A 24,732-nucleotide genomic window follows, 5' to 3' on the forward strand; every position below is an offset into this window, starting at 1 on the left:
CAATAAGTTAATCTGTAATTTATATTCGGCTTACAATTACCTTCTATGCTTTAGATGTCAGACAGCTAAAAAATAGGAGGGAAGTATTTATGAGGAAGAATATTAAATTATTACCGTTTTTATTTATTCTGTTCATGTGTGTATTCATGTTAGCTGCATGTGGAACTGGAGAAGAGAGTGAAACAGTTGCTGGAGAAGGCAGCAAAGAAACAGCTTCAGAAGAAACAAAAAAAACAGAAGAACCAGCTACTGATCGTTTAGTTGTTTATGCTGCATTAAATGAAGAAGATATCGTAGAAATTGAGAAAAAGTTTGAAGCCGATACAGGTATTGATATGGAATATATTCGTCTTGGAGGCGCTGGTGAAGCAAGTACAAGAGTACAAGCTGAAAAGGATCATCCACAAGCAGATATCATGGTAGGTGGATCTGTAGAATTCTATCAACCTCTTGGTGAACAAGGGATTTTAGAGAAATATACATCACCCAATGCTGCTGAAATTGATGACAAGTTTAACGATCCAAATGGGTATTGGCAAGGCTGGTACATGGGGGTACTTGGAATTGTAGTAAACAAAGAAAGATTTGAAGAAGAACTATCACCAAAAGGCTTGGAAATGCCAAAAACTTGGGATGATTTACTAGACGCTAATTATAAAGGATTATTCCTTTCTTCCAATCCTGCTACAGCTGGTGGAGGATATATTTTCGCAGCTACCCAGTTATTCCGACTTGGTGAGGAAAAAGGATGGGAATATTTACAAGGCCTAAATAACAATGTTCATCATTATACAGCAGGAGCGGTTGACCCGATTAATTTAATTGCAACAGGTGAATTTGCTGCAGGTATGTCTTGGGCACATGATATTGTTAAATCCGCTAAACAAGGCTATCCAATTGAAGTCATTGTTCCAGAAGAAACTGCTTTCGAAATTGGTGGAGCTGGAATTATTAAAGGTGGAGAAAATACAGAAAATGCGAAGAAATTCATCGACTGGCTACTTACAAAAGAAGTAGGAGAAATGAATACGCAACTTTCTAACCGCTACTCTGTAAGATCAGATGTTGCGCCTCCACAAGGGATGATTCCTGTTGATGATGTGAAACTTGTGGATTACGACCGTACAAAAGCGGCTGAAATGAAAGAAGATGTAGTAAAGCAATTTACAGAGATGATTGGTCAATAAAGTGAAACTTCCATTAGTAGGGGAGGAGGCTTCATCCCTCACCTATCTTCATTTGTTTCTGAGAAATCATGAGGTGGGGGTCTTACTGCCCGTTAAGGCGGGATAAAAAAATAGATATGGAGGGGCACTCTTTCGTTAGGGGGTAGTCCCTTCCATTTTTGACTAAAGGGTGTGTGCAGTTTGACTACTACTATCTTGAAAAATGTAACAAGAAATTTACTGTTTTACCTAACGATTGGATTACTATTATTGATCATCTCTACGTTTGTCATTTGGCCCATTCTAAAAGTCGTTAGTTTTGCTCAATTGGAAAATTTCTCTGAACTATTTACAAATTCACGATGGTCCCAAGCAGCGATTCATTCATTGATGATGACGATGATTTCTACTCTGTCTTGTACATTTGTTGCATTTATTTTTGCCTACACAATTGCTAGATTAGAAATTCCATGTAAAGGGTTGTTCAAATTTATCACGATCCTTCCGATTGTTTCGCCGCCGTTTATTGTGGGAATGTCCTATATTCTGCTGTTTGGAAGACAAGGGATTATCTCCAAACAATTGTTAAATTTGAATGTTGATGTGTATGGCTGGCATGGTCTTTGGCTAGTACAAACGATTACATTTTTTCCATATGCCTATGCAGTGATCTATGGAGTATTAAAAAAGAGTTCGCCAAGTCAGGAATATGCTGCTTACAATATGGGTTCCACACACTGGCAAGTATTTAAAAACATTGTCCTTCCACTAAGCAAACCGGGAATCGCGGGGGGAGCGTTAATTGCAGCAATGAGTATATTAGCGGATTTTGGTAATCCAATGGTTATTGGCGGTAACTTTACCGTTCTTTCAACTGAAGCGTATATGCAAATGATTGGCTGGTTTGATTTATCTTCAGCAGCTATCCTATCGACCACTCTCTTAATCCCTGCATTAGGTTTATTTTTATTGAATAGGCAGTGGGTTGGAAAACAATCATATACGACAGTAACAGGAAAAGAATCATATTCAAGTCATTATCCAATACCATCCTATATAAAATGGACTCTTTTTTCTTTTTGTATGTTTATTACTGTTATTGTTTTGTTGGTATATGGTGTTTTATTTTACGGAGCTTTTACAACAACATGGGGCTATAACTGGTCTTTAACTTTCTCAAATTTAGATTATGTATTTTCAAAAGGGAAAGAGCTGACGAATAGTATTCAATTTGCCGTTCTTTCATCGATTTTGGCTGGAGTATTGGCTTTCCCACTAGCGTTCATTGTACAAAGAAAGAAGATGGGGATGAATCGCTTTTTAGATTTTCTGTCCGTACTTCCAGGTGCCGTTCCAGGAGTCTTCCTTGGATTAGGGTTTGCGATTGCGTTTAATGCTGAACCACTTATGTTGACAGGAACAGCAATGATTATGGTCATTGCTTTAACGATATGGAATGTACCTACATTTTATAGCACGCTATTAGCTGGGCTGCAACAGATAAGTAGTTCCTTAGAAGAGGCTTCACAAAATTTAGGTGCCAATAATCTAAAAACGTTTCGTCATATCTTGCTGCCTCTATTAAAAGGACCATTTATTTCAGGAATGGTTGTGACGTTTTTAAGATCGGTTACATGCTTGAGTGTTATTGTATTCATCTATTCTGCAAAAACATCTGTTGGTACGGTGTCTATTCTTGGTCTTGTTTCAAATGGTGAGTGGGGCAAAGCATCGTCATTTACGGTTGTCCTTATTTCCATTGCTTTTGCTGTCTTAGGAATATCGCAACTATTTTTTAGAAATAAAAGAAATGCTAACGATTATTAAGTGGAGGCTCCTATGAATACGGAAGAAATCATCATAAAAATTGAAAATTTATCTAAAACTTTTGGAAACTATTTAGCGATTGACAATATCTCGTTAGATATACCAAAAGGTAGTTTTCTAACGTTTTTAGGACCGAGTGGTTGTGGAAAAACAACACTCCTCCGTTTAATCGCTGGATTTTATGAGCCGGATGATGGAAACATCTATTTTGAAGAGAAAAAAATAAATGAACTCCCTGCATATAAGCGTGATACACCACTTGTATTTCAAGAGTATGCACTCTTTCCACATTTGAATGTTTTCGAGAATATAGCTTATGGTCTAAAACTGAAAAAAACACCTAAAAAGGAAATCCAAGACCGAGTCGATTCGATGCTGAAAATGTTTGGATTGATCGGGATGGAGAATAGATTTCCGAAAGAATTGAGTGGTGGACAACAACAAAGGGTCGCATTTGCCAGAGCGTTAGTGATGGGCAAGAACGTATTATTAATGGATGAGCCTTTGAGTAATTTAGATGCGAAAATGAGGGTTGAAGTCCGGGATGAGTTACGAGCGTTACAGAAGCGGTTTGGGTTTACTGCCATATTCGTAACGCATGATCAGGACGAGGCCTTGTCAATCTCCGATCAAATAGCCGTGTTTAATAAAGGACAGATTTGTCAGGTAGGTACCCCTATGGATATCTACTTTAAGCCAAAAACAAAGTTTGTAGCAGATTTTGTAGGGACTACTAATTTTGTTGAAGGTAAAGTCATCGAATTAAATGATCCATTTATTATGGTGAAATGTAATGATACCATCATCCGTGTTCCCCAGAAAGATTATGCAGTAAAAATGGGTGATGAAGTGACACTTGTTATTCGACCAGAATGTATTTCTATTTCAGCAGAAGTAGACATTCAACGTAATCGATCGAACGGAGTAAAAGGGAACATCGTGAAAAGCAGCTTTCTTGGAAGGACGATTCGGTATTGGGTAGAAGCGGGTTCGATGCAATGGATCGTTGACGATTTTAATCCGAAAATATCTGGGCCTCTTGAAGGGCAAATCACCCTGACGTTGGATCAATCAAAAGTACATCTTATAAAAAAGAGGTTGAAATAACGGTAGAATAGGAGACTGAAAATATGAAGGCAAATGTTCAATTTCTAAATGTGGGATGGGGAGATTCTCATATTATTCAGTTACCGTCTGGTTTGATTACGTTAATTGATGGGGGAGATGGAGCTCTATCAGCTGAACAAGATCATCCTTTGAATTGGATGGAAAGAAACGGGATTGATCAGTTGGATTGGATGATTCTTACGCATATTCATGAAGACCATCTTAATGGTTTAGTAGACATTGTGAAATGTAAGAAGGTAGATGCAGTGATTCTTCCTTATCAACCTTTTAACCTGGCTAATCTTGATGAGGTCAAATTTAGCGGAAATGAAACAGCACTACGAGTATTCAATATGTTGAAAAGTTATTTAACATTTATTTCGTTATTAGAAAAGCAAGGGACAAAAATAAAATGGCGAAGTGAATATGGAGCCCAGGAAAAGTCCATCGTCTGGTCCGAAGACGGATTTGTCTTAACTCATATGTATCCTTGGATAGGTGATCCACTGCCTGCATACGATACTCTCCAGGAATTCTTGGAGGGACAAGAATCAATTTCGAATAAAGAAATTGCTGATTTGGAACGTTTTTTTAAAGAGTCAAATGATGACAGCTCTGTGTATCGACTATCAGCAGATTCAAATCCAACAGAAAATATTCTATTCGGTGGTGACCAGCTGGAGGAAGGATGGAAACTATTATCTTCACGCACACCATTGAAAAGTTTAATTTGGAAAGTGTCTCACCATGGAATGGAAGATGCTTTTACGAAAGAGGTACTCGAACTTATTCAACCAGAGTGTTGTGTGATTCCGATTAGTGCAGATCGATCTGCCTTTCTACTCCCTCACTGGGATGAACTTCGTTTACTAACGGATGCCCCTTTTTATCTAACTGGAAGTATACAAAATGGAGATTCTTTTCAGCTATTTGAAGGAGAAACATTGAACGTTCAAATAGGTTATTAACTAATCAAATTGTATCACCTAAGAGGTGGCAGTGCGGAGGTCAATATGCGAAGCTCCGCCCATTTTCCACAGAAAAGAGGGAAGTATATGAATCAAATAGATGAAACCGTTCATACATTATTACATTCAGCAATTACACATGTTAAAAATGCTGGAGAATTGTTGATTGATCTTATGAGAAAACCCATTGATATGAAAGAAAAAATAAATCAATCGGATCTTGTAACCGAGGTTGATGTGATAATCGAGGAATATCTGTGTGGATTAATTCGTGAAGACTACCCAGATCACTGGATATTATCTGAAGAAGATAATGCCCAAGGAACTAAAGGGGGATTGAGCCAATCTTCTGAAGGATATGGGTGGATTATTGATCCAATTGATGGAACTACGAATTTTATTCACCGAATTCCTTACTTTGCAATTTCTGTCGGTATTGTGAAGGACGGTTTTCCTGTTTGTGGTGTCGTGTATAATCCTTTGACAAAGGACTTATACTCGGCCCAAATCAATGGTGGCGCCTTTTTGAACGGGGAACGGATACATGTTGGATCGGAAAAAGAAATAAGCGAATCCTTGCTGGCGACAGGATTTCCTGCTTACGATTGGAAGTCCAATTCTGATGGAATGAAACACATGGAAAATATTGTTGGAAAAGCAAGGAGTGTCAGAATTATTGGTGCTGCAAGCCTTGATTTATGTATGGTAGCTACTGGGAAACTTACTGGTTTCTTTCATGATGGACTACATCCATGGGACGTCGCAGCTGGAATCATTATTCTCAAAGAAGCAGGTGGAACAGTCACGAATCGTGAAGGCAATGCTTTTCGATTAGGTGATCATACATTAGTTGCATCGAATACAAGGATACAAGAAGCGTTAGTGTCATTACTCAACTGAGGAACACATAAAGTTTAAACTCCTGCATTCTATATGTGGTCAGAACTAAAAACCCGCTCATTTTCCAAAAAGAAGTAAGCGGGTTTTAAGCGTTCTATAAACTCAGTCCGATGTCGTCAGGGTCGCCTCGACAGCTGGACTAATTTTCGGATAAGGATAGTTAATTTGTTCATCGAATTCCACCCAGTCGAGATTTGCCATCATCAACAGATAGCGTTTACCGGTGGAAGGGTCGCTGATGATGAGGTGGTCACGACCAGCTGTTTCTATCCGTCCGTGGTAAACCATAGCATTCCATTTGCTGTTACCTTGATAAGTAAAGTAGAATGTACCTACCTTACCTTTGTTGAAGCGTAGGATATTTTCGATAAATGATTCTTCAATCGCGCCCCCAGCAAATTGCTGTCCAGTCCCGATAGGAACCACTGGGACACTATACGCGGGTCCAGATGGCATATTCGTTGGGTAGCCGGCAGGTTGTTGTGCGCCACTACCTCGCATGGAATCTGGATAATAACCAGGATAATAATTTATTGGATTATAACTAGAATCTCCACAAGTCATGAGAAGATCAGCTCCTTTTTAATTTATCCATAAAACTCTGGGCAATAGCCCGGTACCGCAACATAGAAGCAATGGTTCTTGTGCGAAAAGTCGAACTTCGTCATGGGTGATCTTGGCATCGTTTCGGTACAAGGAGCTCGGAACTTTTTCCCCGGACTGGGGTTAAAAAACCACAAATTCATTCTTGAACGAGGTTCCCTATGACCTTGTAACAAATTCCTAGCCCTCTGGAGGTCAGCTTCGTCGGGGCGTTGTGTATACAATGATCCATTTAAGACAGGCTCAAAGTGAGGAACACTAGTTCCGGGTATGGTTTGATAGATCGCATGCCTGATATTGCGCAACCCTTTGAAGTCAGGAGCACAGTCAGCTTCGACTCGATTGGCTACAACCGTTCCCACCATGTTCATCCCTTGAACTCCTTCACCGCTCGCTTCCGCCAGCATGAGCCTTGCTAATTCCTCCACGTCACGTGAAGTATGTTTTATTCGTCTACCCATTTTCTCACTCCTTTGGCTTATACAGATAACTTATTACCTGAAGCTGGTTTTGGTAACTTGCCTATCAGCCCAAATACTTAGATTTCATTCGCTATTCAAACTACAGGAGAAAAGTCTAAATAAAAGTAACTAATAGTGTGTGATAAGGTGAAATTAATAATATACCGAATTAGGGAGATACTTATTGGTATCTCTTTTTTTGATAAGCAGAAGATTAGAACAAATGATAAAATAGAATATATTTACAACTACAAATCAAACTAGGAGGGATATAAATGAAAGATATTATGCAAAAAATTATGGAGTTTAGAGATGAGCGAGGATGGGCCCCTTATCACAATGAAAAGGATTTAGCTATTTCTATATCATTAGAAGCAAATGAACTATTAGAAAATTTCCAATGGAGAAATAGTGAAGAAGCGGTCGCTGAATCTATACAGAATATTAAAGAAGAGATGGCGGATGTATTTATATATCTTCTTCAGTTAGCGGAAAAAATGAATGTAGATTTGGAAGAGGAAGCATTTAAGAAAATGGAGAAGAATGCTCTAAAATATCCAGTAAATAAAGAGTAGTAAGGTAATAGGCAAATGCGTGTTAAAGGGGATTACGAGGAAGTGAACGGTAAAGATTTTTTACTATCAGGGTTATTTTTTTTTGCCATTAGAAAAAGACCTCCTTTAAAAATTGATACAGATATCGTACCAAGGGGATGCTGCGTGTTTATATACGTTGTTTGACTACGGGCTTACGCTACTAATTTAGAAATGAATGTGTGACTGGCACTTAATAAAAGAAACTGCTCAAAAAGGCGAGAGATTATCGGCCTTGAGCAGTTTTTCCTTCTCTAAGAATGTTATATGTTCTTAAAAAGTCGAACGCAGGTGCTGACTAAATAGTAAATCGTCTTATAAACTGGTACCTTTGTTTATTTCTTTTTTTAATTCTCCTGCTCCCGACTTACTAATTTCAGCAGCACATACTTCTTCAATTTTGTCGGCCGGAACATGGCCGAAATCTTTAATCATCCATTTCATCCATCCAATAATCATGATAATCATGATAAAGATGATTGGAACACCAGTTATAATCGCACTTGTCTTAATCGTATTTAAATCCGCTCCGATAAAAATCATTGTTAATGGAACTAAAGCTAGCATCACACACCAGAATAGACGGTGCATCGGATGCGGATCTTCGTTCTCCTTTAATTTCGGAGTTGCAGTGGAGGCCATTGTAAATGCAGCACCATCCAAAGTAGTTGCAAGGAATAAAACCGAGACAACACAAAATAGAATCATAAAAATACTGCTTAAAGGTAATGTTTGCAGCACTTCAATAATCGCACTATTATCCTGACCAGCTCCTAGCATCCCCACAACATCAACCATTCCAGACAATTGACGATCGATCGTTAAACTACCAATAACACCAAAGAAGAAGAAACATCCAACACTACCGCTAATTAAAGTATTCATTATAACTGAACGGAGTGTTCGACCTTTTGAAACTTTTGCGATAAAAATTCCAGTGAAAGGTGCATATGTGATCCAATATAACCAGTAAAAGATTGTCCATGATTGAGGGAATCCGGTTTTACCGATTGGGTCAGTAAATAAACTCATTTGTACAAAATTCTGTAGCATTAAACCAAAAGCATTCGTACTATTCGCGATGATAAAAAAGGTAGGTCCTGTGATGAGAATGCCAATACATAAAGCAATCGCTAACTTTGTCGTCATATTTGCAATTCGTGCCATTCCTTTTTGTAATCCAATGTAAGAACTCAATGAATATACGATGGAAATTATAAGGATTAATACAATGTTCATCATAAATGATGGTTCAATTCCAAGCACCGTACTTAATACGGTGTTGACCAATGGAACGGAAACTCCTAACGTGATACTTAAACCTCCAAAGCAAATAAAGATAAACATAATATCAACAATGCGACCAACTATCCCATTTTGCTTAATTCCCGTTATGGAACTAATAATCGAACTTAAACTAAGCCCTTGATTTTTCCGAACATAGTAGTGGTAGCAAATTGGTACTCCCACTAATGCATATAGGGTCCATGCGCTGATACCCCAGTGGAACATATTGTAAGGTAATGCCATTTCGTATGCTCTTTGAGAATTGGGCTCAATGCCAAGTCCCGGTGTTCCAATATAATAAGCCCACTCGATAAATGCCCAATAGACAGTAGCTGATCCGAGCCCACAGGAAATCATCATCGAAATCCATTTAAAAGATGAATACTCTGGTTTGGTATTCCCTAAACGAATCCTGCCATATTTACTCATTGCCACAAAGGCAAGAAGTAAGACACCAAAAAATGTGAATAATAGTGCACCAGAACCAAACCATTCTGTCATTTTATTGAAGATATTACTTGCAACAATTTGTGATTGGGTGGGTTGAAAATACAAGATTCCAACGACAACAAGTACGAGCGCAACACTTAAAGAGATTAATAATTTATCGACTTTTTTTGTCATAACTATTCCCCATTCTCTTATAATCATCTACACGCTATTCAATTGATTTAAACTCTATATAATTCTAGTAGGGTTTCATCCAGCTCCACGCCTAGTCCAATTGTATCTGGAACTTTTACGTAACCGCTTTCAATTGGAATTAAATTTTTCACCAGTTTAGTAAATAAGGGGCTTGTACTTTGCGAGTATTCCATTAAATCTCCATTTTTTGTTGCCGCTAGAAATTGAACGGTAGCTGCTAAAAGAATGCCTGTGCTAAATCCGTGTGGGATTAATTTGATTCCATTCATTTCAGCAATATTATTAATGATGCGCATCTCACTTATTCCACCACAACGAGTAATATCTGGTTGAATAATATCTGGTTGAGCTTGTTTAATAAAATCATCAAATTCATATCTTGTAGTCAATGATTCTCCACCAGCAAGTTTCGCTACGGACAATTGCGCTAATTTGCGATAACCTTTCATATCATCAGCTAATACGGGTTCTTCAATCCAATTTAAATGAAAGGGCTCAACTTTTTTAAACATATGTGCTGAATGACTATAAGATTTCCACTTAGAAGCTAAATCAATTTGCAGTTCGAAGTCTTCGCCTAATTCTTCTCTAACCGCTTTAATTATTTCAAAATCGGCACGGGGATCATCACCTAAGATTCCACCACCGAATTTCAAGCTTGTAAAACCTTTTTCTTTTAGTTTGCGAGCAATTATTTTATTTTCCTCGGGAGTATCCGCGGGGATAAACGTACCATATGCACGGATTTTCTCTCGATACTTTCCACCTAATAACATATAGATAGGTACTTGATAATATTGAGAAGCGATATCCCATAATGCAATATCGATCGCACTCATCGCATGGATTCCTGCTCCACGTCTCCCTAAATAATTCGAAGACCAATACATTTTATCCCATAGTTTTTGAATTTCTAACGGGTTTTCACCTAGTAACAGTGTCTTTAATCCCGAGCAGTATAGATTGGAGTTCGGTGCTTCTATGATTGCTTTTGCTACTAATGGAGATGTATCGCTTTCACCAATTCCAACAAAACCATTGTCTGTAATCACTCGAACAATAAACGCATCTTCTCCCCACTCACAAGCTTGATCGATTGGTGGAACCCTCAGTGTAATTACTTCTATATCTGTTATTTTCATCAGTTAACTTCCTTTTATATAAAAATAGTCAGAACTTTATCAGTATCCAAATTTTGCAATATTTGAATCGATTCAATATTTAATGTGCTATAATACATGTTGCAGAGTCCCTTAAAGTATGAATGGTTGCCCCCATCTATTTTAATGTGGATTCTGTTTTTATTCTGACCAACCTGTTCCGTCAAAAGATAACTTTAGTACCGCAGATTTTTCAATCAATTCCCAATCCATTTCAATACCTAATCCATTTCCTTTTGGAGCATGTACAAAACCGTCTTGGTCAGTTCTAATTGTAGTGAGTGCGCCAAATTCTAACGGCTCAACTGGAACGGCTTGCTCAAAATACATACTATTGTTACAGGCTAACATCAAATGTAAATTGGCAGCTTGTGACAAAGTGTACCCCCATGATTGGAGTTCAACTGTCATCGAATTGGTTTCGGCAATCCCCATTATTTTTTTAGTTTGTGTGATTCCTCCTGCCAGAGTGGCATCTACACGTACGCTTGACCAACAACCATTTTGAATTCCTTGTTCAATTTGATTTAAACGAAGCAAAGTATTTCCAGCCGCAATAATTGGAATGTCAGCGCGAGATCTCAGATCTTTATAACCTTCCAAATCCGTGTCAGGTAATGGAGCCTCAAACCAAATATAATCGTACTTTTCCAGAATCCTCGCAGCCTTCAAAGCTTCTTCTCTTGTATAGGCCGATTCCACATCTAGCATAAATTTAAGATCTGAATCCTTAAACACTTCATGAATAGCCTTTACCAAAGCCATATCTTCTTCAAACGTGCACCATGTATGAAATTTAATCACTTTATACCCTTGCTCTTTTAATTCGTGAACGTGTTCGATATAGTCTTTAATACTTGGTAAAAATGGTGTGCTCGCATAGGAAAGAATTTTATCCCTTGCACCACCTAACATCTGATACAGCGGCATTTCCGCATATTTAGAAACCAAATCCCATAGAGCGATATCAATCGGTGACTGAGCTTGCGGTGTCAATTGGACACATCGGCTTGCCATTAATGCATAAATTTCTTCCCTTTGTAATGCTGATTTTCCGATTAAGAATGGGATCAGATGACGGATGGATTCTGCCAGACTTTTATCCATGCCTTCTTCCGTCCAAGATATTGCCCCTCCATATCCTTCATAGCCATCGCTTGTTTGTATTCTTACAATCGTATTTGTGATTGTAAGATCAGAATAATGGGATGATGTTTTGTATTTTGCATCTGCTCCAGCTACAACAAATACTTCTATTTTAGCAATCTGTAGTTTCGTCATTATCAATTCGACACCCCTTTTCATTTTTGGCATGTTAGAGTTAGCGCATTCCCCCTTTCAATAAAATGATTTTCTAGTCTAATAAATAGACCTCTGGAATGTTCGTATCAACAATGTGCTTTCTCAATGTTTTCACAGCTTCTTCTACGGAATTTCCGTTAATGAGAATATCTACCAACTCCTCATGATCGACAAGCCATTTTTCTAAGGTACCCGATTTCCTATTTTGGTATAAAAAATGAAGTCTAATTCTGTGGACAATGCTTTCCCAAATTCGAATCACATTTTCAAGTTGAGAAGACATGACGATCAACTCATGCAATTGGATATCTAACTCGATGAAAGTTGATAAATCTTCATACCGTATTGCTTTTCTCATATTTGCAAGAATCAGTTTAAATTGCTCTTTTATTTCTTCGTCCCAAATTGGAAACCCCTTTTTTAAAGCATAAATTTCGATATGAAGACGCATTGGAATTAACAATTCCAGCACTTCTTCTTGTGAGATGGTCGTTACTCTTGTATCCTTATACGGTTCAGATATAAGCAAACCTTCCAACTCCAAAAGAAGCATTGCTTCTCGCACGGAAGTTCGACTAACTCCTAAATTCTGTGCCACTTGCAACTCCGTAATTTTTTCACCTTGTTCCAATTCACCTTCAAAGATCAACTTTTTAATTTGCTGAGCAATTTGGTGTTTTAACGAGTTTTTTGAAAAGTTAGCACTCATTTATTTGTTGATTCTCCTTTCTATACTTTGTCTGATTGTCGACAATCTAATTTCATAGTCATTATATTTTAACAAATCCGAATTGTAAATACTTTTCTGATAATAAAAGATACCTTACACTATTTATCAGTGTCTTTTGTGTTGCATAAATCTGTTTGTTCACATTGTCTACACTCCAGATGTAAAGTGTGTATCTGAATCGACTACAATATTTAGTTCCACTTATTTAGTCTCTATTCAAGCACCAAAGTACAATTCGTTGTCTTTGGCGCTTTTTTGGTTTTGAAATACCATCAATCATTCATTCAATTGTCCAGTATCTTTTTGGTTAATTATGCTAAAATGAATATAAAGTTATGGGAGGAAAGGATGGTACATCCTTGCGTAAATTAGTCATCATTAATCTTAGCTTCGTTAGTGTCGTCCTTTTTTATTTCACGGTCGTATCTGGAAGTAAAGTGTTTAAATCAGATTGGGAGTTGCCTCGGGCAACAGAACAAGTGAATACGAAGCATCGGCTTGTATTAATCACACAGGAGCTGGAGACTCCTTTTTGGGACAAGGTAGCAAATGCTGCAATGGAACAGGCAAAGAAGGAATCAGCTAGTCTTGAAGTTTGGGGAAGCTATGGTAACAATAGAGAGGACTTTTTAAAGAAAATTGAAATCGCTATCTATTCGCAAGTGGATGGTATTATCGTCCAGGGATTAGACACCGATGAATTTAAAGCCCTTACAAAAATAAAAGCTGCTTCTTATGGAATACCCATTATTACTGTCGCAAACGATGTTCCTATGGGGGATAGTCTTAGAAAGTCATATGTTGGCTCAGATCAATACTTAGCTGGAAAAATGATTGGTGAACAGTTGCTCGCTGATATGGGAACTGCAGGAGAAGTAGCGATCATGATTGACAAACAATATCAATATTTTCAAAAACAGCGAATGGAAGGAATTAAAGATGCACTAAAAGAATATCCGAATATCCAAATCGTTGTTATAGAGATGCAAGATGCGAGGGAACAAGTCATGGCAACAACGAAAGACGTATTAAACCAAAATCCGAATATAGATGCTTTTATTGCCATTAATGCGGATATACTGGCTGCTATGGTACAAGAGATTGAAAGCAGATCACAAATTGAGCGTTATTATATTTATTCATGTGATGATGATTATGAATCGATATCATTACTGAATCAGGGGAAAATTAATGGAATCATTGAGCAGTCCCCAGAAGAGATGGGAACGAAGAGTGTGGAACTGATTTTAAAATGGCTTAATAATGAGAAAGTGCCACTCGATTTAAATGGATATCTAACGGATATTCAAGTTGTAAAGGCGTCGAATGTAAGATGAACAGTATACAGAAAAAAATATTAGTGCTCGTCATCGCTGTTCTGTTTATTATGGTAGCTATTTGGACTTCACTTACCTACTATAATCAAAAAATGCAAAACCAGTACAACGAAATATTAGAACGATATTTAATCATGAACGAAGTGACAAGTGAAAGCCAGCAAATTGTGGCCGCTCTTAATAACTACTTAATTGAACCATCCGAATCTAATTTAAAAGAGCTCAATCTCAATAAGAATCAGATTCTAAGAACAAAAGAAAGAGTTTCAAAATTCAGAAACGTCGACAATGATTATGCGTTGACAAACTATGAAAACTTAATTGACAGTCTTGTTGAAATAACCACTCAATCCGTCTTGGCTCGTACGGGGCAACAAACGGAAGATTACTTGAGTGCCTTTTCTGAAGCGAGTCGTATTTCGAAATATATATCTGAAATGACGCTAACCTTAATTGACATGGAACTCAAAACATATGATCGTTTCTATCGCAGTATCATTGACAGTTCGGGAGAATTGAGAATGCTTGGAATCTGGTTATTACTGCTGATTACGTTTGTGGTCCTGTTATTAGCTCATTGGTTTGCGAAAAGAATTACAAGACCGGTCAATCAGCTGACGCAAGCGGCACATGAGTTATCATTAGGGCGTTTTGATTTAAAAATAGAGGTGGACTCTAATGATGAAATCTCATTTCTCGCTAAAATGTTTGATAAAATGCGTATCAATATCAATAACTATTTATCTGAAATAAAACAGAAGGCCCAACTAGAACATGAGCTTCAAGAAAGTAAGCTATTATTACAAGAAAGTCAGCTTCGTAGTCTGCAAAGTCAGATTAATCCTCATTTCCTTTATAACACACTAGACATACTATCGAAAAAGGCTTATTTAGAAGGATCTGAAGAAACAAGTGATCTCTTAGTGAGTGTTGCGGGACTTTTGCGATATAACCTTAATAATCTGGAAAATTCCGCTGCATTATTTGAAGAAGTACAAGTTCTTAAGAAATATATCGATATTCAACATGCAAGGTTTACAGATCGGCTTCATTTTCACCTAGAGGTGGATGAATCGTGTTTGGACATAAAAATTCCGCGTTTAACCTTGCAGCCTATTGTGGAAAATGCCGTTATTTATGCAGTTGAACCAGATGAGAATGGTGGAAGTATATATTTCCGTGTTAAAAATGAAGTTGATTACGTGAGAATAGAGATAGAAGATAATGGACCAGGGATGACAGAAGAGAAAGTAAAACAAATACTCCATATGAATTCGAAAGAAGTGGGAGGTCATTTCACAGGAATCGGTATAAATAATGTGGTGAAGCGATTAAGTTTGTTTTACAGCTGTAATGACGTATTTGAAATAGAAAGCAAAGTTGGAATTGGCACAAAGGTTATATTAAAAATACCAAAAAACAACGAGGGGTGAAGGAGATGAAGCGGCTTCTAATTGTCGATGATGAGCAGATTGTAAGGGAAGGCTTAAAAGCAATATTATTAAAGGGCTTTCCAGAAATGGAGATAGAAGAAGCAAATAACGGAAAAAAGGCAATTGAGAAGGCAGAGTCATTTATGCCTGATTTGGTATTAATGGATATTAAGATGCCGGGAATGAGCGGACTTGAAGCCGTACAGAAAATAAATATAAAAAACCCCAATATTAAATTTATCATGATTACTGCATATGCCGAATTCGACTATGCAAAAGCAGCGCTAAAGCTAGGGGTGAAGGACTATCTTCTTAAACCGAGTAAAGCGAGTGAAGTTGTACAAACGGTTCGTAAAGTAATTAGTCAAATTGATGAAGAAAAAAAGTCGCGACAAGAGCGTATCCTTCAGAAGAACGTATTGCAAAAAGCCTTAACCATCGTAGAAACGGATGTGGTTACACAGTTATTATTCGATCACGTGCACGAAGTCCATTTGGATGAGTTAGTGGAGATGTTGCATACTCCGATGACAAGTGAAAAGTTTGTCATGATTATTTTACTGCCGCAGGATTCTGAGAGCTTGTATGCAGAAATTAAACAAAGGGTTAGAAAGACAGGAAGTGCGTGGGTGGGTACATTATATGGACGCCAAATTCCCATTATCGTGTTTAGGCAACATAGTTATTCTTTTCGCTCCCAAGCTATTACTCTAGCAAAGAATATTTTATCTGCATCTAATACGGAGGATAAGGCAGGCTGGTTCATCGGAATTGGAAGCGTTTGCTATTCCTTGGACACAGTACGACAATCCTATCAGGAATCGCTGATTGCTACGAAGGATAGCTCCCTTCCTGTTAAATATCGTTTTTATTCAGATATACCATTGGCTGACTCAAGGATAGATGGTTATCAATCAAAAAAATTAGAAAATAAATTATTTGATCAGATTCGCAATGGACAATGGCAGGAAATTATGAAAGAGATATCTGAATTAATCGAGTTTTTTGAGAAAAAGGGAGTTCATCTTTTAGAAACACAGCAACGTGTTTTAGAGCTACTTTGGATTGCCTCTCGGGTATTAAATGAAATAGGAGTTGAACCAGATACTCCTCTTTATTCTTATCAAATAAAAGATTTCAGGCAATTACGTACGGAAACCAATCATTTACTCAACCAGATGTGGCAGTCTTATACCGATTATCAAAACCAGGTTGAGGATGACACGATTAAACAGATTAAGCACTACATCATCGAACACTCTCATAAAGAAATTTCGTTAGATGGGATTGCGCAAAAATTTGAACTAAGTCCCATTTATATTAGCAAGCTTTTTAAAGAACAGTTAGGTGTTAATTATATCTCCTTCTTGACGAAATGCCGATTAGAAAAGGCAAAAAAATTGATGTTAAATCATGAAAAAAGTTTAAAAGAAATTACATTTGAAGTTGGATATCAAGATCCCAACTATTTCAGTAAGGTTTTTAAAAAAATGTACGGTGCGTCGCCAACAGAATATAGAAAATCATTGCTTGGATCAAAGGCATAACAAGATAGAAAGGGTGTGAAATGAATGAAACCGACCTTTATGAAGGTACATCTCCTATTGTTTATGTTTGTTTTCATCCTTGTTGTCACTGCCTGCCAACAAAATAAAAGTCGAGTAGATCATCAAGAGATGCACGAAGATTCCTTTTTAAATAAAGCATCCAGTGCGAGTAATAGAGAGCCAGACGATAAAATCGTTATTGGCTTTTCCATGGATACGTTAGCTGAGGAAAGATGGTTAAGGGATCGAGAACTATTTAAAGAAGCGGTGGAAGCATTAGGTGCTGAAGTGAAAATATTCGCCTCAAAGGGAGATGATGCCTTACAAATCCTACATGCTGAAAATCTAATAAATGAAGGCATTGATATATTGGTCATCGTCCCCCACAATGCCGAGTCAACAGCCATGATTGTCAAAAAGGCTCACGCAGCAGGGATTAAAGTACTTTCTTATGATCGATTAGTCAGAAATTCTGAAACTGATTTGTATATATCGTACGACAATGAAATGGTAGGTGAGCTTCAAGCGAAGGCGATCACGAAATTAGTCCCGAAAGGAAAGTATGTGTATATCGGTGGTCCTGAAACAGATTACAATGCTCATTTACTGAAAAAAGGTGTGTTTAACATACTCCAACCGCTGATTGATAAGGGCGATATCACCGTTGTTTATGACCAATGGACAAAGGAGTGGTATCCTGAAAATGCCTATACGAATATGAAAGAGGCTTTAAAAGTAAACCATAACGAAGTGGATGCTGTTATTTCCGCAAATGATGCAACCGCGGGCAAAGTTATTCAAGCTTTGGCTGAACAAGGGCTTGCAGGGAAAATACCTGTTGTTGGTCAGGATGCTGATCTTGCTGCAACACAGAGAATTGTTGAAGGTTTGCAAACGATGACGGTCTATAAGCCATTAAAGGCACTTGCTGACCAGGCGGCTGAACTTGCGGTGAAGCTTGCTAAAGGAGAAGAAATAGAGGTAGAGAGAATTGTTAACAACGGAAAATTAGAGGTGCCAGCCATCCTTCTTTCTCCTATCGCTGTCGACCAAAACAATATCGATGAAACAATTATTGCAGATGGGTTTCATTCTCGAGAAGAAGTATATAAGAATAAAGAAAAGTAACTCTAATTAAACTGTCGAAACTCGCCGGGGATTTGAAAATCTTTTCAGATCGATTAAATGGCAGGATGAATAAAGAAGACCTTCATATCCTTTTAATGGATATGAGGGTCTTCTTTATTTAAGGCTGTTTTCACATACTTTGTTGCTTTTTAATCATTTTTACACTAATAACCCGGGTTGATTTCCGTTGCAGAGGCGGTCTCAGAAGCCTCCTCAGTGCTTTGCACTTGCGGGGTCTTCCTCAACACGCTGTTCCCGCAGGAGTCTCGCACCTGTAACGAAGATCAACATCTGTTCGAATTGGTTTCTTGCTAAAAACAACAATCTTTACGAAAAGAGCCTTATTTATAGATCATTTTGGAGTGTAAGTCAATAACCACGTTTAAACATGTCTACTCATTCATACTTTTATTAACAGCCATGATGGAAATCTTATGAAAATATTAAAAAAAGACAGATGAAACTAAAATATTACTAGAAGAAAGCGCTTTAACAGACTGGTTGAGTTGATATAGTTAAATAGAAGTTAAAAAAACACAGAAAAGAAAGGGGTTTCAATATGAGGAATTTTAAACTTTTTTCTGCTTTACTCGTTGCTATGCTAATGGTATTTCTTGTTGGCTGTAGTAATGACGTTTCAACGAATAGTGGGGATGGAAAAACAAGTGGGAAAAAAGCTAAAGGCGGCAAGATAAATGTTGGGATTGTTTTACCTACTAAAGACGAACCAAGATGGGTACAAGACGAAACACGTTTTCATGATGCGTTAAAAGATTCTGAGTATACAACAGAAATTTTGTTTAGCCAAGGTTCATCTGCTAAAGAAAAAGAAAATGTAGAAACACTTCTTAATAAAGGGATTGATGTTTTAATTATTGCGCCGCATGATGGACCAGCAGCCGGTGCTGCGGTAGAAGCTGCGAAAAAAGATGGCGTGACGGTGATTGCCTATGATCGTCTCATTACAGATACAAAAGGAATCGATTATTATGTAACATTTGACAGTGTTGCTGTAGGAGAAGCACAAGGACAATACCTAATCGATCATGCTGGTGAAGAAAAAGGTATCCCATTATATCTGTATGCTGGGGCCGCTTCTGACAATAATGCCTTCTTATTCTTTGAAGGTGCATGGAATGTATTACAACCAAAAATTGCGGATGGAACTTTTGTCATTGCAAACTCAAGTACAGCAGAAGCTTTAAAAGATAAAGCAGAACTTACACGTGATGAATTAGGTAAAATTCTTGGGCAAGTAACAACAAACTGGGATGCAAATGAAGCGAAAAATAAAGCTCAAACGCACCTAACAGCTGCTAAGGCAGACTTCAAAGGCGAAGTTGTCGTTCTTGCTCCAAATGATGGTACATCTCGTGCGATTGCGGATGTATTTGCCTCAGACCCTGATGTTTCAAAATATGTCATAACTGGTCAAGATGCGGAAAAAGCCTCTATTCAATACATTATTGATGGTAAGCAATCCATGACAGTATTTAAAGATGTTCGTACACTTGTTGCGGATGCGATGGGAATGGCCGTTGACATACTTGATGGTAAAACACCTGAAACAACAGGTTCTTATGATAATGGAAGTATCGAGGTACCAGCAAAACAAACAGATGTTATCGTTATAGAGCAAAAGAATGTGAAGAGTGAACTCATTGACTCCGGTTACTATGAAGAGAGTGAATTCACTGGACTATAAAAACGTAAAGAACTAGAGCAAGGTTTTAGAAATAGTGGTAGACGTTCATCTATCACTATTTCTTAATTGTAATAGTTGTTTTTGTTGAGGAGGAAAAACATGAGCGAATATATTCTGGAAATGAAACAGATTACGAAGGAATTTACAGGAGTCAAGGCGCTCAGTAATGTTAATTTTAAAGTGAAAAAGGGTGAAATTCACTTCCTTGTTGGTGAAAATGGAGCTGGTAAGTCTACACTTATGAAAATACTTAGCGGTGTTTACCCTTATGGTTCGTATGAGGGAGATATCGTTTTTAATGGCAAGGTTCAACAATTCAACAAAATCAGTGACAGTGTTGATACGGGGATCGTTATTATTTATCAAGAGCTTGCCTTATTTCCGGATCTTCCTGTTTATGAAAATATATTTATTGGCAATGAAGTAAACCATAGCGGGGTACTGGACTTTAACAAAACCATTGTTGAATCTAAAAAATTGCTTAATAAGGTGAATCTGAAGATCAATCCGGAAACGTTAATTAAAGATTTAGGAGTAGGTAAACAGCAGCTAGTTGAAATTGCGAAAGCGTTAAGTAAAGATGTAAAGTTGCTTATTTTGGACGAACCGACTGCAGCGCTTAATGAAGACGATAGTGAGAACTTATTACAATTATTACGTGAATTAAAGAAGCAGGGCATCACTTGCATTATGATTTCCCATAAGTTGAAGGAAGTCACATCCATTGCCGATAAGGCAACTGTTATCCGGGATGGAGAAACGATTTGCACGCTAGACGCCTCCAAGGGTGAAATTAATGAAGCAGCGATTATTAAAAATATGGTTGGCCGAGAAATTGATGATATTTACCCAAAAAGAGAGAGAAAATCTTTTGGTGATAAGATTATCGAGTTAACTAACTGGACTGCCTATGATCCACAATTAGGCCGCAACGTCTCTAAAGATATCGATTTACATGTGCGAAAAGGAGAAATTGTTGGAATCGCAGGATTGATGGGATCAGGTCGAACAGAACTTGCACTTAGTATTTTTGGTAACTCGAAATCGTACAAGATACAGGGTGATCTATTCGTGGACGGACGTCCCGTCAACTTTAAACATACGAGTCAGGCCATTAAAGCAGGGATTGCCTATGTTACCGAAGATCGTAAGGGAGACGGGTTGTTTTTATTACAGGATATAAAGAACAATATCACTGCTTCCAACCTGATGGGAATCTCGTCGAATGGAATGATTAATGAAAATGAAGAAATCAAAGTTGCGGATCATTACAAGAATTCATTAGGTATTAAAGCTTCGTCATTACAACAGCTCGTTGGAAATTTGAGTGGGGGCAACCAACAAAAAGTATCATTAGGTAAATGGCTATTTGTCGGTCCAAAACTACTTATTCTAGATGAACCAACGCGAGGAATCGACGTTGGTGCTAAGTTTGAAATTTATTCCGTTATGAATGAATTAATCGAACAAGGTATGAGTATTATGATGATTTCTTCAGAACTTGGCGAAGTCCTTGGAATGAGTGACCGTATCTATGTGATGGCTGAAGGAAAAATCAAAGGCGAGTTGTCATCTGAGGAAGCTGATCAAGAAAAAATCATGCAGCTTGCTACGCAATAGGAGGTTATTGTATGAAACTATTGAATGAAGCGAAGCATTTAATTAAGGATAATATTCGTGATTACGGTATGTACATTGCTTTAATCGTGATTATGGTGACCTTCTCCATTCTAACAGATGGTCTCTTTATGTCTGCAAGAAATATAAGTAATTTACTAGATTCTGCTGGGTATATTGCCGTTTTAGCAGTGGGTGTCATGCTCGTTATTGTCATTAGGCATATTGACTTATCTATAGGTTTCTTAGCTGGATTTCTTGGTGCGATTGCAGCGATATTACTTATGCAGGTAGGATTGCCGGTCTATATCGTCATCCCAATTATATTAATTCTTGGACTATTTGCTGGATCGATTACAGGTTTTCTAGTAGCCAAAATAGGAATTCCCGCTTTCGTTGCTACATTAGCTGGATGGCTGATTTATAGAGGGGCCATTCTTCTAGCAACAGAAAAGACAGGGACGATTATCGTTAATAATGATGCATTTAATGCGATAGGTAATGGATATATTCCAGCGCTCATGGTCATTAATGGTGCGCATCTATTAACGTTGATCGTTGGAGCAATGGCGATTATATTCTATATTTACAGCACGATCTCAAACCGAAGAAATAAAGTAAAATACAATTTTGAAGTTGTATCAAAAGAAATTTTTATTCTGCAGTTATTTTTTGTATCCGCTATTATTGGGTATATTTCATGGATTTTAGCTAGTTACAACGGATTATCTTGGACAGTTATCATTATGCTTTTTGTTGTAATGGTTTACCACTTTATTACAACAAAGACAGTGGTAGGACGACATATTTATGCAGTAGGTAGTAACCCAGAGGCAGCACATCTTAGTGGGATAAATGTGAGTAAAATTACATTCCTTGTATTTGGATCCATGGGGATGCTATCCGCATTATCGGGTATTTTGTTTACCTCCCGATTACAATCTGCAACAACCACTGCAGGTACTTTATTCGAACTTGATGCCATTGCAGCAGCATTCGTTGGTGGCGTTTCTGCAGCAGGTGGAGTTGGTAAAGTAACAGGAGCTGTGATTGGGGCACTCGTTATGGCAACGTTAACAAATGGCATGAACTTGATGGGGGTAGGAATTGCACCTCAATATATCATTCGTGGTGGTGTGTTAGCCCTAGCAGTTATTTTTGACGTTTTCACTCGTAAACAAAGAGCGTAAAATCAGGTATCGATAATGAGAGAAATGGGCCAGCTATATGTAGTAGCTGGCATTTTAATTGTCCACATTATAGAAAAATGTCAAGCATCCACGAGGTTTCAGACTTGTCGAGGTTGGTAAGCAAAGCGCTTTGCTTTTACACCCTCAGAAGTAGTAAAAACTGGTGGTGATCAAGTGTCGATTACCATTGAAGAATTGGCCACTGGAGCGAACTCTCAATCTGAAAACACTCTAAACATATCTCAGAATACATAAGGTATTGTTGGACCTCACCCTCACAGAACTTGACAAAAAAAGTCGAAACACGTAAAATGATGTAGTTGTTTTTGGGATTCTACTTTAAATCCATCCTCTTTCAATCGTTGATTGCTCTTATTCACTTATTCTTTATTTCCTAGATGAATCCAATATGGATAGTTTTTAGATAATGGACTCCTTTTATCATCCATTTAAGTTACACAAAACCATCGTCGGTAAGCATTACCGCAAAAACATTTCCTCGGTTGTTTTTATACGTCCTACCAATATAAGTTTCTAAAAATTTGAGAAGCTAGGGATATTCGTAACAATTAGTTTAAGGTGTTTGACCTTCATATTTCTACCTTTTCTTCATTTGGATTATTTAAAAAAACTTTTTCTCCGTCTTATATTAATGTTAGTAAGACGCGACTATTCAATATTAGGAAATAAAGAATTTGAGCAGAATAAACTCTATTCTTGATAGACAAATTAAATATATTGCCAGCCGGCATGGAAAAGGAATAAGCAATGGAACGTGTGAACGCGCCATTTTATTTTTTCTAGCAGGTGCGTGGCAAGGGGACATTCTCATTGCTTTTCCTAGCTTCACCATTCAATGAATATTATGGTGAAATGATTTTTGGAAAAGAGGTTGAGTTAATGAATGTAAAAAATATTAATAAAGCTAGAATGGGTATAGGGCTAGGGGCTACTTCAGCTATTGCTTGGGGTGTAGATACAGTAATCATTGGCATTATAATAGCTAGTACACCTTTTAAAGAGGCTGTTGTACTTGCTCCAATTATAGCCGCTTTCTTGCATGACTTTTTCTCTGCTCTATGGGTATCTTTATTTATGATTGTAAAAGGTGAATTTATAAATGTATTAAAGCTGTTGAAAACTAAGAGCGGTGCGATTTTAGTTTTAGGAGCATTGTCTGGTGGTCCTTTGGCCATGACCTTTTATTTTCTTGGTATTCAATATGTAGGAGCAACTTATGCTGCCAGTATTGCTTCCATATTCCCTGGAATCGGTGCTGTGCTTGCTTTCACCTTTTTGAAGGAAAAAATGAACAGAAAAACTTGGTTCGGCGTTGTTTTAAGTATCACAGGAGTGATTATATTAGCCTATATGCCATCCAAGTTTGACGTCAATAGTAATTTTTTCATTGGAATATTGTTCTCATTAGGTGCAGCCATATTTTGGGGACTTGAAGGTGTGATCGGTGCTTGGGGAATGAAAGGAAAAGAGGTCGTTCCTTTATATGCAATTAATATAAGACAGTTGACCTCCGCACTCTGTTATGGAATATTAATTGTACCATTTATGCATGGATTTCCTTTAGCATTTCAAGCGGTGTCATCTAATATAGTATGGCTAATTATCATAGCAGGTTTATTAGGATTTGCCAACTATTCTTTATACTACATGTCAATTAATTTAATTGGTGCTGCTAGGGGTCAATCTCTTAATAATACTTATGTTTTTTGGGCGATAGTAACTGAAATAATATTTATAGGTACTCCTATTAGTTTACAATTTGTTATAGGAACGGTAATCGTACTTTTAGGTTCTATCCTTGTTTCAGGGAACATAAAAGAGTCAAAAAAATTGACGAAAGTACCTGATAAAGAAACGTTAGGGACAACACCCCGGAATTAGGGATGAGAGATAGCATAAATAGAATTAATCTTAAAGATCTATGAGCAGTATTAGTAGTTTGATTTCAAACGTATGGGTTTAAATGAGCATTTGACAATGGTAAAGGGGTAATGGATTTAATAGT

Annotated in this window: 21 protein-coding genes; 15 read left to right on the forward strand and 6 right to left on the reverse strand. The window is 37.5% G+C overall.

The window, feature by feature from the left end; all coding sequences use genetic code 11:
* The first annotated feature begins 89 nt into the window (after nucleotides 1-89).
* The 5 genes from V179_RS0101865 (at nucleotide 90) to V179_RS26840 (ending at nucleotide 5,968) form a co-directional block, all read left to right on the forward strand.
* The gene (locus V179_RS0101865; RefSeq protein WP_028390017.1) at nucleotides 90-1,187 is read left to right on the forward strand and encodes an ABC transporter substrate-binding protein; all 1,098 of its coding nucleotides are present in this window, start codon (nucleotides 90-92) and stop codon (nucleotides 1,185-1,187) included.
* Nucleotides 1,188-1,367: 180 nt separating this feature from the next.
* Entirely contained in the window at nucleotides 1,368-2,993 is a 1,626-nt protein-coding gene (locus V179_RS0101870; RefSeq protein WP_028390018.1) for an ABC transporter permease, read from the forward strand.
* A 12-nt stretch (nucleotides 2,994-3,005) separates the two neighbouring features.
* The gene (locus tag V179_RS0101875) at nucleotides 3,006-4,100 is read left to right on the forward strand and encodes an ABC transporter ATP-binding protein (protein ID WP_028390019.1); all 1,095 of its coding nucleotides are present in this window, start codon (nucleotides 3,006-3,008) and stop codon (nucleotides 4,098-4,100) included.
* Between the two features lie 23 nt (nucleotides 4,101-4,123).
* Nucleotides 4,124-5,068 (forward strand): ComEC/Rec2 family competence protein, encoded by a 945-nt coding sequence (locus V179_RS0101880; protein WP_028390020.1) that lies wholly within the window; start codon nucleotides 4,124-4,126, stop codon nucleotides 5,066-5,068.
* A gap of 87 nt (nucleotides 5,069-5,155) precedes the next feature.
* Nucleotides 5,156-5,968, forward strand: coding sequence for an inositol monophosphatase family protein (locus V179_RS26840; protein ID WP_051404790.1), 813 nt, complete (start codon nucleotides 5,156-5,158; stop codon nucleotides 5,966-5,968).
* A gap of 102 nt (nucleotides 5,969-6,070) precedes the next feature.
* Here the strand turns inward: V179_RS26840 and gerQ are convergent, their stop codons facing one another.
* Both gerQ and V179_RS0101895 read right to left on the reverse strand, forming a co-directional pair.
* Nucleotides 6,071-6,532: a spore coat protein GerQ gene (gene gerQ, locus V179_RS0101890; protein ID WP_028390021.1), complete on the reverse strand. Its 462-nt coding sequence runs from the start codon at nucleotides 6,530-6,532 to the stop codon at nucleotides 6,071-6,073.
* A gap of 23 nt (nucleotides 6,533-6,555) precedes the next feature.
* Nucleotides 6,556-7,032 carry a cell wall hydrolase gene (locus V179_RS0101895; protein ID WP_028390022.1) on the reverse strand — a complete coding sequence of 159 codons (477 nt, stop codon included), beginning with the start codon at nucleotides 7,030-7,032 and terminating at the stop codon, nucleotides 6,556-6,558.
* 275 nt (nucleotides 7,033-7,307) lie between these two features.
* On the opposite strand from V179_RS0101895, the gene V179_RS0101900 reads away from it, so the two are divergent.
* A complete protein-coding gene (locus tag V179_RS0101900) occupies nucleotides 7,308-7,607 on the forward strand; it encodes a nucleotide pyrophosphohydrolase (protein ID WP_028390023.1) in 300 nt (99 codons plus the stop codon).
* 333 nt (nucleotides 7,608-7,940) lie between these two features.
* Here V179_RS0101900 and V179_RS0101905 read toward each other — a convergent pair whose 3' ends face one another.
* The 4 genes from V179_RS0101905 to V179_RS0101920 all read right to left on the reverse strand — a co-directional run bounded on the left by V179_RS0101905 (nucleotide 7,941) and on the right by V179_RS0101920 (nucleotide 12,728).
* On the reverse strand, nucleotides 7,941-9,536 hold the full coding sequence (locus tag V179_RS0101905; RefSeq protein ID WP_034300214.1) for a BCCT family transporter: 1,596 nt from the start codon (nucleotides 9,534-9,536) through the stop codon (nucleotides 7,941-7,943).
* Between the two features lie 47 nt (nucleotides 9,537-9,583).
* On the reverse strand, nucleotides 9,584-10,699 hold the full coding sequence (locus V179_RS0101910) for a mandelate racemase/muconate lactonizing enzyme family protein (protein WP_028390025.1): 1,116 nt from the start codon (nucleotides 10,697-10,699) through the stop codon (nucleotides 9,584-9,586).
* Nucleotides 10,700-10,858: 159 nt separating this feature from the next.
* Entirely contained in the window at nucleotides 10,859-11,998 is a 1,140-nt protein-coding gene (locus V179_RS26845; protein ID WP_161632333.1) for a mandelate racemase/muconate lactonizing enzyme family protein, read from the reverse strand.
* 73 nt (nucleotides 11,999-12,071) lie between these two features.
* Nucleotides 12,072-12,728 (reverse strand): GntR family transcriptional regulator, encoded by a 657-nt coding sequence (locus V179_RS0101920; protein ID WP_028390026.1) that lies wholly within the window; start codon nucleotides 12,726-12,728, stop codon nucleotides 12,072-12,074.
* Between the two features lie 380 nt (nucleotides 12,729-13,108).
* Between V179_RS0101920 and V179_RS0101925 the strand changes: the two genes are divergently transcribed.
* The 9 genes from V179_RS0101925 to V179_RS26850 all read left to right on the forward strand — a co-directional run bounded on the left by V179_RS0101925 (nucleotide 13,109) and on the right by V179_RS26850 (nucleotide 24,608).
* Entirely contained in the window at nucleotides 13,109-14,086 is a 978-nt protein-coding gene (locus V179_RS0101925) for a substrate-binding domain-containing protein (RefSeq protein ID WP_028390027.1), read from the forward strand.
* Nucleotides 14,083-15,519: a sensor histidine kinase gene (locus V179_RS0101930; protein WP_028390028.1), complete on the forward strand. Its 1,437-nt coding sequence runs from the start codon at nucleotides 14,083-14,085 to the stop codon at nucleotides 15,517-15,519. The genes V179_RS0101925 and V179_RS0101930 overlap by 4 nt, the downstream gene beginning before the upstream one ends.
* A gap of 5 nt (nucleotides 15,520-15,524) precedes the next feature.
* Complete coding sequence (locus V179_RS0101935) at nucleotides 15,525-17,066, forward strand: response regulator transcription factor (protein WP_028390029.1); 1,542 nt, start codon at nucleotides 15,525-15,527, stop codon at nucleotides 17,064-17,066.
* Nucleotides 17,067-17,090: 24 nt separating this feature from the next.
* Entirely contained in the window at nucleotides 17,091-18,194 is a 1,104-nt protein-coding gene (locus tag V179_RS0101940; RefSeq protein ID WP_028390030.1) for a sugar ABC transporter substrate-binding protein, read from the forward strand.
* 559 nt (nucleotides 18,195-18,753) lie between these two features.
* Nucleotides 18,754-19,899: a sugar ABC transporter substrate-binding protein gene (locus V179_RS0101945; protein ID WP_028390031.1), complete on the forward strand. Its 1,146-nt coding sequence runs from the start codon at nucleotides 18,754-18,756 to the stop codon at nucleotides 19,897-19,899.
* Between the two features lie 99 nt (nucleotides 19,900-19,998).
* A complete protein-coding gene (locus V179_RS0101950; protein WP_028390032.1) occupies nucleotides 19,999-21,519 on the forward strand; it encodes a sugar ABC transporter ATP-binding protein in 1,521 nt (506 codons plus the stop codon).
* A gap of 11 nt (nucleotides 21,520-21,530) precedes the next feature.
* On the forward strand, nucleotides 21,531-22,706 hold the full coding sequence (locus V179_RS0101955) for a sugar ABC transporter permease (protein ID WP_028390033.1): 1,176 nt from the start codon (nucleotides 21,531-21,533) through the stop codon (nucleotides 22,704-22,706).
* A gap of 695 nt (nucleotides 22,707-23,401) precedes the next feature.
* Nucleotides 23,402-23,566, forward strand: coding sequence for a hypothetical protein (locus V179_RS30940; RefSeq protein WP_154663986.1), 165 nt, complete (start codon nucleotides 23,402-23,404; stop codon nucleotides 23,564-23,566).
* Nucleotides 23,567-23,606: 40 nt separating this feature from the next.
* Nucleotides 23,607-24,608, forward strand: coding sequence for a DMT family transporter (locus V179_RS26850; protein WP_034300370.1), 1,002 nt, complete (start codon nucleotides 23,607-23,609; stop codon nucleotides 24,606-24,608).
* Nucleotides 24,609-24,732: the final 124 nt, after the last annotated feature.

Source organism: Bacillus cihuensis (assembly GCF_000504145.1).
GTDB classification, from domain to species: Bacteria; Bacillota; Bacilli; order Bacillales; family DSM-1321; genus Peribacillus; species Peribacillus huizhouensis.